The sequence below is a fragment of the Streptomyces sp. NBC_00989 genome, from assembly GCF_045162655.1.
In the GTDB taxonomy this organism is placed as follows: domain Bacteria; phylum Actinomycetota; class Actinomycetes; order Streptomycetales; family Streptomycetaceae; genus Streptomyces.
In genome coordinates this window covers 8660994-8673178 of the sequence record NZ_CP108728.1, presented here as the reverse complement: position 1 = coordinate 8673178, position 12185 = coordinate 8660994, and the positions used below count along the sequence as shown (strand labels likewise).

At 67.4% G+C, this 12185-nt stretch carries 9 protein-coding genes; 1 reads left to right on the top strand and 8 read right to left on the bottom strand.

The annotated features are described in order from the left end of the window. Nucleotides 1–198: 198 nt before the first annotated feature. Nucleotides 199–1353 carry a right-handed parallel beta-helix repeat-containing protein gene (locus OG714_RS38905; RefSeq protein WP_406128172.1) on the bottom strand — a complete coding sequence of 385 codons (1155 nt, stop codon included), beginning with the start codon at nt 1351–1353 and terminating at the stop codon, nt 199–201. A gap of 276 nt (nt 1354–1629) precedes the next feature. Here OG714_RS38905 and OG714_RS38900 point away from each other — a divergent pair, with 276 nt between their 5' ends. Then, entirely contained in the window at nt 1630–3858 is a 2229-nt protein-coding gene (locus tag OG714_RS38900) for a family 43 glycosylhydrolase (RefSeq protein WP_406128170.1), read from the top strand. On the opposite strand, the gene OG714_RS38895 is transcribed toward OG714_RS38900, so the two are convergent. From OG714_RS38895 to OG714_RS38865, 7 genes are all read right to left on the bottom strand, one after another. Next, the gene (locus tag OG714_RS38895; protein ID WP_406128169.1) at nt 3855–4646 is read right to left on the bottom strand and encodes an HAD family acid phosphatase; all 792 of its coding nucleotides are present in this window, start codon (nt 4644–4646) and stop codon (nt 3855–3857) included. The genes OG714_RS38900 and OG714_RS38895 overlap by 4 nt on opposite strands. Before the next feature lie 454 nt (nt 4647–5100). After that, the gene (locus tag OG714_RS38890) at nt 5101–6213 is read right to left on the bottom strand and encodes a right-handed parallel beta-helix repeat-containing protein (RefSeq protein ID WP_406132102.1); all 1113 of its coding nucleotides are present in this window, start codon (nt 6211–6213) and stop codon (nt 5101–5103) included. Between the two features lie 63 nt (nt 6214–6276). Continuing rightward, nucleotides 6277–7308: a pectinesterase family protein gene (locus OG714_RS38885; RefSeq protein ID WP_406132101.1), complete on the bottom strand. Its 1032-nt coding sequence runs from the start codon at nt 7306–7308 to the stop codon at nt 6277–6279. A gap of 7 nt (nt 7309–7315) precedes the next feature. Further along, on the bottom strand, nt 7316–8485 hold the full coding sequence (locus OG714_RS38880) for a pectinesterase family protein (protein WP_406128167.1): 1170 nt from the start codon (nt 8483–8485) through the stop codon (nt 7316–7318). An 89-nt stretch (nt 8486–8574) separates the two neighbouring features. Then, entirely contained in the window at nt 8575–9855 is a 1281-nt protein-coding gene (locus tag OG714_RS38875; RefSeq protein WP_406128166.1) for a polysaccharide lyase family 1 protein, read from the bottom strand. A gap of 47 nt (nt 9856–9902) precedes the next feature. Beyond that, nucleotides 9903–10688, bottom strand: a complete 786-nt coding sequence (locus OG714_RS38870) for a rhamnogalacturonan acetylesterase (protein ID WP_406128164.1) — start codon at nt 10686–10688, stop codon at nt 9903–9905. Between the two features lie 114 nt (nt 10689–10802). Further along, on the bottom strand, nt 10803–12140 hold the full coding sequence (locus tag OG714_RS38865; RefSeq protein WP_406128162.1) for an ABC transporter substrate-binding protein: 1338 nt from the start codon (nt 12138–12140) through the stop codon (nt 10803–10805). Nucleotides 12141–12185 lie beyond the last annotated feature (45 nt).

Sequence of the window (12185 nt, the reverse complement as noted above, 5' to 3'; positions counted from 1 at the left end):
TCGAGCAATCAGTATCGCGACCGACCCACGTCTACATCGACTCGAAGATCGTTTACGGGACAGCCCGTAGGCGTACTTCATTCCGCTCGGGGCCCGGAAACACAGGCGAGGCCCCGGTCGACTCGCAGCGACCGGGGCCTCTTCGCGCGTCAGCTCTGCTCATCGTCCCGTGAGAAGCGGAGCCTCTGGTGAGCCATGTCAGTCCATCGTCGCGCCGATCGTCGTAGACCCCGTCGTCAGAAACGTCGTCGTCGGCAGCGTCCCGCTCGACGAACGCGCACCGTACGCCGTAGTCGCGTCCGTCGACTTGAAGGACGGTGTGGCCACCCCGCCGTCCCAGTTGTTGGCCGCGGAGACCGTCGATGAACCGAGCTTGTCCAGGCCGCCCTTGTTGCCGATGGCGAGGTTGCGGGCGAGGCGGGACTTGCTGGTGGCGAAGAAGAAGCCGGCCTCGGTGTTGGCGTAGGCGGTGTTGCGGTTGAGGATGATCGCGCCGGTGTTGGAGTTCTCGGTGAAGCCGTTGAGGGTGTTGTCCCAGGCGGCGTTGTCGTTGACGACGTGCGCGACCGAGACGCCTCCGCCGCCCAGCTTGAAGCCGTTGCCGTTGCCCTCGAAGGCGGAGTCGTTCCAGCGGTTCTTGCCGTTGCCGAACGCCCAGGAGTGCTCGATGGTGACCGGCGAGGAGAACTGCCACAGGTCGAGGCCGTCGTCCGAGTTGTTGTAGAGGCGGGCGCCGGTGACCTTGTTGCCGGTGCCGGAGCCGAACTTGATGGCGATTCCGTCGGCGTTCTGGCCGTGGCCGGCGGCGTCGTAGTTGCCGTAACTGTCCAGGTTCTGCACGAGGTTGTTGGTGGTGCCGTCGCCGCGCAGGGTGAAGCCGGAGTCGCCGTTGTTCGCCGTGATCAGGTTCTTGAAGATGCCGCCGACCGAGGACGTGGCTACGAAGCCCTGGGCCGGGGAGTTCTGGAAGGTGAGGTTCTGGACGGTCCAGTAGTCGCCGTAGATACCGGCCAGCCACTGGCCCGCGGGCAGCTTGGAGCCGTCAATCTTCACCTTCTCCGTGCCGTACGCCCGCAAGGTGATGCGGGCCGAACCGGTGCCGTTCGCCGTGGACTTGAGGGTCGCGGCCGGGGTGTAGGTGCCGGCGCGGACCTGGATGACCGTCCCCGCCGTGGCGTTGGCGACGGCCGACTCCAGCTGGGCGGTGGTGGACACGGTGACCGTCGACGAAGCGGCTTGTGCGCCACCGCTGTTGAGGCCGAGGTAGACGCCGCCCGCCCCCGCGGCGACGGCCACCGCGGCGGCGATCGAGAGGGTGCGGGTCCTGCGGTGGCGTCCGGTGCTCGTACGCACGGCGTTGGTTCCTTTCCTGGATGACGAGGACGAAACGGACCGGAGGGGCCACCCCGGCCCGTTTCTGATCCCTGGTCGCCGCCGTGGCCGGAAAGGGTTGCCGCGGTCACGGGAAAAGGCACGGGAAAGAGCACGGGAAGAGGCACGGGAGAAGAAGCGAAACTTTCGCTCCTCCCCGTCCCACCCGCACCGATTGACGCACCGCACCCCACTGGTGACACTCCGAAGGCAGCACAGTCATTCAACAGAATCCCCCACACCCCCACAGGATGTGCCATGCGACCCCGCACCGCCCGCACCCTCCTGCTCCCCTTCCTGGCCCTCCTCACCCTTCTTCTCGCCCTGCTCGCCGCCCCGCCCAGTACCGCGCACTCAGGAGCACCGCCCGTGACCCACCCCCAGTACGCCGGCTACCTCTTCGCCTACTTCACCGGCGAGGGCACCGCCGACGGCGAGCAGATCCGCTACGCCCTCAGCCGCGGCAACGACCCTTTGCACTGGCGGGAGTTGAACGCCGGGCAGCCCGTGCTGACCTCGACGATCGGGGAGAAGGGGCTGCGCGACCCGTTCGTGATCCGCTCCCCCAAGGGCGACAAGTTCTATCTCATCGCCACCGACCTGCGCATGTACCGGAACAGCAGCGGCAGTTGGGACGACGTCCAGCGGCACGGCAGCAAGTCGGTGATGATCTGGGAGTCGACCGACCTGGTCCACTGGACCGATCAGCGGCTGGTGAAGGTGGCCCCGGACAACGCGGGCAACACCTGGGCGCCGGAGGCCTATTGGGACGACTCGCTCGGTGAGTACGTCGTCTTCTGGGCGTCGAAGCTGTACGCCGACGACGACCCCGGCCACACCGGCTCGACGTACAACCGCATGATGTACGCGACGACGAAGGACTTCCGCACCTTCAGCGACCCGAAGGTCTGGGACGACCCGGGTTACTCCGTCATCGACTCGACCGTCGTGAAGTACAAGGACACTTACTACCGCTACACCAAGGACGAACGCGACCCGTCCTCCAGCTCCCCCTGCTCGAAGTTCATCACCGGCGAGAAGTCGGCCTCGCTGACCTCCACGTCGTACGACTTCGTCTCCGAGTGCATCGGCAGCGGTGCGATCGAGCGGGGCGAGGGGCCGACGGTGTTCAAGTCCAACACCGAGAAGAAGTGGTACCTGTTCGTCGACGAGTACGGACTGCGCGGCTACGTCCCCTTCGAGACCACCGACCTCGACTCCGGCGAGTGGACCCCGTCCACGGACTACCAGCTCCCGGCAAGTCCCCGGCACGGCACGGTACTTCCGGTGACCCAGGCGCAGTACGACCGGCTGCTGGCCGCGTATCCGGTGACACCGGCGTCGGTCGTGGACGCGACGGCGCAAGGGCAGAAGGGGTACGCCGTCGTCACGGAGGCCTCGTCGAAGGTCGTACTGCCGATGCAACCCGGCGCGGATCTGCGGCACTTGGCGCCGACCCTCGCCATCGGCTCGGGCGCGAAGGTCAGCCCTCCGTCCGGTACGCGTCGCGACTTCCGCGAGCCGCGGTCGTACACCGTCACGGCGGCGGACGGGACGAGCCGGACCTGGACGGTGGAGGCGGTGCCGACGCGAAGTCCCGTGCTGCCGGGGCTGACCGCCGACCCGGACGTGCACTATCTGGACGGCCAGTACTGGATCTACCCGACGAGCGACGGCTACGCGGGCTGGGGCGGAACGAGCTTCAAGGCGTACTCCTCAAGGGACTTGGTCCACTGGCGGGACCATGGAGTGATCCTCGACCTGGGGCCCGACGTCTCCTGGGCCGACAAGAACGCGTGGGCACCGGCGATCGCGGAACGCGACGGGAAGTACTACTTCTACTTCTGTGCCGAGCAGCAGATCGGGGTCGCGGTGGCGGACTCGCCCGCGGGTCCGTTCAAGGACGCGCTCGGCAAACCCCTTGTGGCGAAGGGGGGTTCACTGAGCGGCCAGATGATCGACCCCGCCGTCTTCACGGACGACGACGGGCAGTCGTATCTCTACTGGGGCAACGGGCACGCGTACGTCGTGCCGTTGAACGACGACATGACGTCGTACGACGCGACGAAGGTGAAGGACATCACGACGGGCGACTTCCGTGAGGGGTCCTTCGTGGTGAAGCGCAAGGGGACTTACTACTTCATGTGGTCCGAGGACGACACCCGCAGCGAGAACTACCACGTGGCGTACGCGACGGGACCGTCCCCGCTCGGTCCGTGGACCAAGCGGGGCACGATCCTGTCCAAGAACCCCGAGTACGGCATCCTGGGCACCGGCCACCACTCCGTGGTGAACGCGCCGGGGACCGACGACTGGTACGTCGTCTATCACCGGTTCGCCCTGAACGGGCCAGGAAAACCTGGTGGGGACGGCACGCACCGGGAGACCACGATCGACCGCCTGCGGTTCGCGGCGGACGGGACGATCCGGCCGGTGGTGCCCACCCTCGGGTCGGTCAGCCCGGTACGGACGACCCGTACGGACTAGCTGACGAAGTAGGTCGGGTTCGGGATCTTGTACGTCTTGTCGGCGTAGCCCCCGTCGAGGTCCGAGTACTGGTCGCCGAAGTTGGCGATGATGTTGTACCCGAGGTCCTCGATGTGCTTCCTGGTGCCGGACTTGTACTGCACGGTGGTGCAGGTCCAGGTACCGGCGGTCGCGCAACCGCTCAGGTACGACGGCGGGTTGGCCGTGTTCTTGAGGAACATGTGGTCGGCGTCGAGGTTGACGTCGGCGCCGACCTTCTTCAGGTTGTCGACCGCGTAGGTGCGCTGCGCCTCGCTGAGACCCGAGTTGTAGAACACCGTGACGCCCTTGGACGCGGCGTACTTGACCAGCTCGGGGCTGCCGAAGACCTCGGGGCGGTTGGCCTGGGCGACGTACGCGGCCCAAGTGGCCGAGCTGTAGCCGTAGTTGTTCTTCTTCTCGTAGTCGAGGCTGAGCAGCAGCGTGTCGTCGATGTCGAAGACGACCGCGGGCTTGACGCCCTTGTGGTGCTTGCGCACGGCCTGGTCGATGTACTTCTTCGCCGACGCGTCGATGCGCGCCAGGTCCTTGGCGTACGGGCTGGTCGCCGAGGCCTGGTACACGCCGCCGCTGTCGAGCGTCGTGCCGTAGTAGGTGTCGATGTCCTTCGACAACAGGCCGATGTTGTACGGCTCGTGCGTCGAGTTCGCCGTCGACTGGCCGGCGGTGGCGACGCCACTGCCGTACAGGGCGGCACCGGCGACGACACAGGCGGCGCCGAGGGCGGCCGCTCTAAGGGACTTCCGCATGGAATCTCCGGATCTGGTTCTGATGAGTGATGCACCAGGTCACGGACTGTCTACGCGCATCACACGCCAGGCGCGAGGAGCGTTATCCAATTGATACGAAATCCACAGGACGGGGAATTACCCGCGCATGGGCGTTACTTGACCCTCCCTTGATGAGCTTCTCCTACGGTCGTGCACGCGACTGCGAACGGGGGAACGCGCGATGGGGGACGGCAAGGACCCGGCCGAGGTCCTCGACATCGAGAACGCCGACATGGCGGACGGTCGTGTCGCCAACGACGAGTTGATCGCCGGGGTGTTCACCGAAGTGAAGGCCGTTCCGCGCGCCGGGCAGCCGGACGTCGATCTACGTGAGCACCATCGAGCCGACAGGACAGAGGTGAAAGTGCGGGAACCACTGCTGAGAGCGAGTGGGCCCAGCCCCGCGACACCCGAACCGGGCCCACCGCACGGCTCAGTTCATCGTCGCGCCGATCGTCGTGCTCCCCGTCGTCAGGAACGTCGTGGACGGCAGCGTGCCGCTCGACGAGCGGGCGTTGTACGTCGATGACGCGTCCGTGGAGATGAAGGACGGGGTGGAGATGCCGGAGTCCCAGTTGTTGCCGGACGAGGTGACCGCGGAGCCCTTGGTGACCGAGCCGCTGCCGTTGCTCACCGCGAGGTTCTTGCCGAGTTTGGCGGAGCTGGTGGCGAAGTAGTAGCCCCACTTGCTGTTGGCGTACGCGGTGGTGCGGTTGAGGACGAGGGCACCGGTGTTGGAGTTCTCGGTGAAGCCGTTGCCCGCGTTGCCCCAGGCCGCCGAGTTGTTGATGACGTGCGCGACGACCTCGCCGTCACCGCCCAGTTTGTAGCCGTTGCCGTCACCCGCGAACGCCGAGTCGGACCAGCGGTTGACGCCGTTGCCGAAGGACCAGGTGTGCTCGACGGTGACGGGCGTGGAGAAGGACCAGAAGTCGATCCCGTCGTCGGAGTTGTTGTACAGCCGCGCCCCGGTGACGAGGTTTCCGCTGCCGGAGCCGAACTTGATGGCGACGCCATCCGCGTTCTCGCCGTGCGTCGCGGCGTCGTAATTGCCGTACGAGTCAAGGTTCTTGACCGTGTTGTTGACGGTGCCGTCGCCGGTGAGCGTGAAGCCGGAGTCGCCGCCGTTGATGGTCTTGACGTTGTTCCAGTTGGTGCCGGTGCAGGACTGGCAGACGACCGCGCTGTCCGGGGAGTTCTGGAACGTGAGGTTGGAGACGTTCCAGTAGTCCGCGGTCAGCTTGAAGATCCAGGACCCCGACGGCAGTGACGAACCGTCGATCTTGACCGTCTCCGAGCCGTACGCGGTGAGCGTGACCGGTGACGACGACGTGCCGTTCGTCGTGGACTGGAGGGTGGCCGTCGGGTAGTACGTGCCGCCGCGCACCTGAATGACCGTGCCGGCGGTGGCACTTGAGATCGCGCTGGTCAGTTCGGCCGTCGTGTCGACGACGACCGTGGCGGCCTGGGCCTGGGTGGGGAGGACGGCCAGCCCGGCGCCGAGCGCGAGGGCCGTGCCGAGGGTGAGAGCGGTACGACGGGACAGACGAGACATAGGAGTGCGGTCCTTTCCTCGTACGGTTGTCGGGGACTGTTCGTTGCGGGGATTTCAGGGACGCCAGTCACCGAGGTACGTCGCGGGGGTGTGCAACCCGGCCTCGGCGGCCGTGAGTTGGGGCCGGTTCTCCGGGACGGTGATCACGGAACCCGGGCCCGTGTTGCGGTACTCGTGAAAGCGCATCGACTGCCAGGAGTAGGCGTCGCGCATGTTCGTGTAGGGCGCGAGCGGGTCGATGCCGGGCCCGATCCGGGTGTCCCGCACGACGAGGGACGGCCAGGCCGTCGTCTCGTACGACGGGACCCACGGCCGGGCCAGCTTGTACGCGGCGTCCTCGGCGCCGGAGGTGATCCGCGAACGGACCGCGAGGATGCCGTGCGGGTTGGCGCGGGTGGTGGACGGGGCGAAGACCATGCCCTTGGGCGTGAAGTTCACGTCCCGTCGCAGGGTGTGGAAGTGGCAGTCCGCGAAGACCGCCGTCGCCCGCCCGAAGACGAAGTCGACGTCCCCCTCGATGTAGCAGTGGGAGAAGTACTGCCGGTCGAAGGCCTCCAGCGCCGACGTGTCCACGAACAGCGTGTCCTGGTGGGCCAGGAGACGGACGTGCGCGAACCGCGAGCGGTCGCCCGTCACATACGCGGCCACCGCCTGCGTCCCCGTGATCTCCGGATGGTCCGCGCGCAGCCAGTCGTTGGCGAGGGTCAGGTCCCGTACGGTCAGCCCGGGCGCCGCCGACGTGAAGGTCGCGGAGCCCGCCGTGCCGTACGTCCCCGAACCATCCGGTTTCTGCGTCCCGTTGGCGTTGTCGTGGACGATGACGACGTCACGTGGATCGCGGGTGGCGCCGCGCAACGTCAACTCCCCCAGCTCCAACGGCACGTTGACGACTTCGCGGTACGTCCCCGGGTGCACGACGATCGTCCAGCCGCTGCCGTTCACCGCGTCGACGGCCGCCTGGACCGAGCCGCCGGGCCGGACGTGCAGCACACGGCGCCGGTCGACAGCGGAAGCGGGCCCCGCACCGGCGGCCACCAGACCACCGGCGATGCCCGTCAGCCCCGTCAGGAGTGTGCGTCTGCGCAAGGGCATCTCAGTGCCTCCGCCCCGGCGTCCAGTCACCCAGATACGCCGCACGGGTCGCCGACTCGGCCTGCTCGGCGGTGAGTTGGGGCCGGTTCTCCGGAACGCTGATCACGGCACCCGGGCCGGTGTTCCGGTACTCGGCGAACCGCTGGCTCTGCCAGGGATAGGTGTCCGACATGTTGGTGTACGGCGCCACCGCGTCGATCCCCGCACCGAGCACCGTGTCCCGCACGGTGAGCATCGGGTGCGCGGTGGTGTCGGAGCCGGGCACCCAGGGACGGGCCAACTTGTAGTAGCCGCGCGGGGCTTGGCTGCTCACGCGGCCGCGCGTCACCAGATACCCGCGCGGGTTCGCGACCGCCGTGGAGGGCGCGAAGACGAAGCCGTACGGTGCCGTCGCCAGGTCGGCGCGGTTGAGCGTCCGGAAGTGGCAGTGGTCGTAGACGGCGGTCGCGCGCCCGAAGACGAAGTCGACGTCTCCTTCGACGTAGCAACGGGCGTAGTACTGGCGGGCGAAGACGCCGAGCGCCAACGAGTCGGCGTACAGCGTGTCTTGATGGCCCAGGAAGTGGCAGTCGAAGAACGCCGAACGGTCCCCCTGCACCTTGATCGCGACCGCCTGTGTGCCGGTGATGCCGGGGTGGTCGGCGCGCAGCCAGTCGTTGGCGAAGGTGATCCGGCGGGCGGTGAAGCCGTCGGTGCGGATGGTCGTGGTGGCCGAGCCTGAGGTGCCGTAGGTGCCCGAACCATCCGGTTTCTGGGTGCCGTTGGCGTTGTCGTAGACGATGACGACGTCACGCGGGTTCTCGCTCGCGCCGATCCAGGTCATCTCGGCGGCGGCGTCCGTGAGTTGACCGGTGGCCGGGTCGGTGACTCCGGCGGTGACCGTCTCCCGGTAGACGCCGGGTGCGATGACCAGGGTGTACCCGGCGCCGGTCGCGGCGGTGACGGCGGACTGCACGGTGGTGAAGTCGCCCCGGCCACGCGGATCGACGTACAGGGTGAGCGGGGTGAGGCGCGCGGCCGGCGAACCGTAGCGGCCGAACGGGTGTGGCCTGCCGACGGCGAGAGCGGGGACGGGGACGGCGGCGAGACCGAGCGCGGCGCCCGCGCCGGCGGTCGCGATGAGGAATCCCCGTCTGGACAGGGGCAGTTGGCGGGAGTGGTGCGAGGGCATGCGGGTGCTCCTTCGCGGTGCGGCTCGTGAGGTGGGGCGCCGGTGCCGGGCCGGTCGGACGGAACCGGCCCGGTGTGTACGGGGGTTGGTCAGCGCAGGCGGCCCGCGCCCGCGCCGCGGTCGACGATGAACGGCACAGCCTTCGCGAGGTCGATCTTCGTGCGCAGGGTCGGTGTCCAGCCCGCGCCGGACTGGAGGATCTCGGTCGGTACGCCCGCGTTGTGGACGGCGATCAGGTCGGTGCGCCTGCCGTTGACGTAGTTGTCGTCGGCGGTGAGCGGCGCCTCGGACCACTTCTTGAGGATGGTCGCCTCGGAGATGCCGGCCGGGACCGTGAACGCGTTGTGTTCCGCGACGAGTTGGGACTCCAGACCGATGCCGTAGCTGTAGCCGAAGCCGGGCTCGGCGACGAAGTGGTTGTTGTACGAGTCGACTTGGCCGAAGCGGACGCGCGGTGCGCGCTCGACGAGGTTGGCGAACAGGTTGTGATGGAGCGTCACCTTCAAGTGGCCCCGGTCGACGGCGGCCGTGGAGGCGCTGTCGCTGTTGCCGATGAGGATGGTCTTGTCGTGGTCGGCGAAGACGTTCCAGGAGGCGGTGACGTAGTCGGCGCCCTTGACGACGTCGAGTTCGCCGTCGTGCTGCTCGAAGATCCGGCCGTAGTAGGTGGGCAGCGAACTGTCCGGGTGGTCGCCGTCGGTGAACGTGTTGTGGTCCAGCCACACATGGGTGGAGCCGTAGATGACGGCGCTGTCGTACTCGGAGTTCCAGTTGCCGGTGTCGCCGTCGGTGGGGTCCCACTGCGGGAAGCAGTCCAACGGGCTCTCGAAGGCGAGGTTGCGGACGATGACGTTGTCGACGGCCTTGATCTGCAGGCTGGCGCCCTTGAAACCGGCGTTCCGGCCGATACCGACGATGGTGGTGTTCGCGGGGACGAACGCCTTGATGACGGTGTCCTGGTTGGCGGCGGAGACCCGGCGCAGGCCCTCGGGGCTGCCGGCGGGTTCGTTGTCGAGGTTCTGGTCGTAGCCCCAGACGGCGGGGTCGTAGGTGGCGAGGTACTGGGCGAAGTCGTAGCCAGGCGCGGCGAAGGAGTCGCAGCCCTCGGCGTTGGCGTCGATCACACCCTTCACCCTGATGATCTTCGGCGCGCTGCCGCCGGCGGCCAACGCGGCCTTGAAATCGGCCCAGTTGGCGACGGTGTAGACGTGCTCGGGGGTGGCGGCCGCGCCACCGCTGGTGCCGGTGCCGTAGGAGGCCCAGCCGTCACCGGCGCCGAGGGCCTCGCGGGCGAGGCTGCGCGGATGGGCCTGGGCGGTGGTGCTGGTCAGGGCGAGGGCCAGCGCCGTGCAGCCCACGAGTGACGCCATGACGCGTGCATGACACATTGAAATACGCACTGTGCGGGTCTCCTTGCTCAGAGGACCGAGGCGTCCGTCGCCTCGGGCCAGGTGATCCAGGACGTGGGAATGTCGTCGCGCAACCGGACGACGTCACGCGGCGCGAGCACCCGAGAGCGCAGCAACTCCCGCGCCACCAGCCGCGCCACGGCGATCGCACCGGGCGGATTGAAGTGCGTGTTGTCCTGCTCGGTGTCGGTCCAGTTGAAGTAGACCTTCGTCTCCTCCACCCCGAGCCGCTGCCACAGCGCGAGCGACAACGCCTCGATGTCGAGCAGCGCGACCCGCTCCTCCTGCGCGAGGGCCCGCATCGCCGCCGGGTAATCGCCGTGCGTCGGCAGCGCGTTGCCATCGGCGTCGAACCTGCGCCGCTCGACGGGGGTCGCGAGCACAGGCCGGGCGCCGCGGCCTCGGGCCCCGTCGACGTACAGCCGCAGATAGTCCTGGTACGTGCTCCAGGGCTCGGTGTAACGGGTGGGGTCGGCGGTCTTCTCGTCGTTGTGCGCGAACTGGATGAGAAGGAAATCGCCGGGCCGGATGGCCGCGAGGATCGCGTCCAGCCGCCCTTCGTCGACGAAGCTCTTGGAACTCCGCCCGTTCACAGCATGGTTGGCGACCTTCACTCCCTTGCGCAGAAAGAAGGGGAGCGCCATTCCCCACCCCGTTTCCGGAGCTTCGGTGGAGTACTTCTGGGCGGCGGTGGAATCCCCAACGATGTAGAGAGTGCGGTCCTTCCGCCCACCCGGGCGAAAAGGAACAGCGGCAAGAGCCGCAAGGGTGACCTGTCTACGACTTAAGGACACAGGAGTGCCTTTCAACGCAGGTGAGGTGCATGTCTTTTAGGGGCGCGGGGAACTGCGCGACCAGCCACGACGGGCCCGCAGTCCCCCACAACCGAAACCACCCGAGCCCAGGGCTCAGTGGTTCTGCTTCCAGTCCGCCTGCGCCTTGTTCAACTGGTCGGCCAACGTGTCCAGGAACTCCTTGGCCGTCATCTTCCCCAGCAACAGCTTCTGGAAGTTCGGCTCGTTGTCAGCCTTGGAGATCGTGTTCCAGTCCGGCAGGTAATACGGCAGCTGCACAATCTTCGTGGAGGCCCCGTTCAACGCCGCCGCCGCCAACTGCGTGGGCTCGGACTTCTGGATCCACGCCGCACTCGCCGCATCGGTGTTGGCGGGAACCTGCCCGGCGGACTCGTTGTACTTCGAGTTCTCCCCCGCGGAGACCGCGAACTCGATGAACTTCCAGGCCGCTTCCTTGTTCTTGCTGGACTTGAACAGACTCAGCCCGTCAACGGGGTTGGAGATCTGCACCCGCGTACCGTCGTCCTGCGTCGGATTGGGAATGCCCTTGAACTTGTCCGCGCCCAGAGCCTTCAAGTGGTCCTGATAGGACCCGAGGTTGTGACTCAGCATCCCGATCGTGCCGCTGTCCCACTGCGCGACCATCTTCGTGAAGTCGTTGTTGAGGTCGGCGGACGGGGTGTCCTTCTTGAACAGGCTGACGTACTTCGCCAACGCGGCAACGTTCTTGGGGTCGTTGACCGTCGTCTTGTCGCCGTTCCAGAAGGACGTGATCCCGGTCTGCCCGTACACCGCGTCGAGCGCCGGCGCGATGGACCCCTCGCCACCACGAATGGTGAACCCGAACTTGTTCTTCGCCTTGTCGGTGAGCTTGTCGGCGGCGGCGTAGAACTTCGACCAGGTGGTCGGCGCGTCCAGACCGGCCGCCTTGAACAGGTCGGTGCGGTACCACAACGTGCCGTTGTTGGCGGAGGTCGGGATCTGGTACAGCGTGTCCCCGCCGCCGGCGGACTTGCTGACGTCGAGCAGGTTCTGGCTCAACTTGCCGTTCAGGGAACTGGACTTGAGCCGGCTGTCCAACGGCTCCAACGCCCCCTGCACCGCCACCTCGGCGAGCACCGCGGTCCCCACACCGCCGACGTCGGGCAGCCCGCCACCCTGGATCGCGGTGTCGTACTTGGACTGGGCGCTCGCGGCGGGTATCCCGACGTACTTGACCTTGATGTCGGGGTTCTTCTTCTCGAAGTCCGCGATGATCTGCTTCCAGATGTCGGTGCGGACACCGCCGTTGTTGTCCCAGAAGGTGATCGTGCCCTTGCCGGACCCCTCGTCGCCCTTGTCCCCCGCGGCGCCGCTGCCGTCGTCACCGCACGCGGTGGCGGTCAGCGCGAGCACGGAGCCCAGGGCGACGGCCACGGCGGCACGCCTGCTTCTGTGGATGCTGGTCTTCATAGAGCGGCTCTCTTCTTGTGGATACGACGGTGTGGTGGCCTCGCG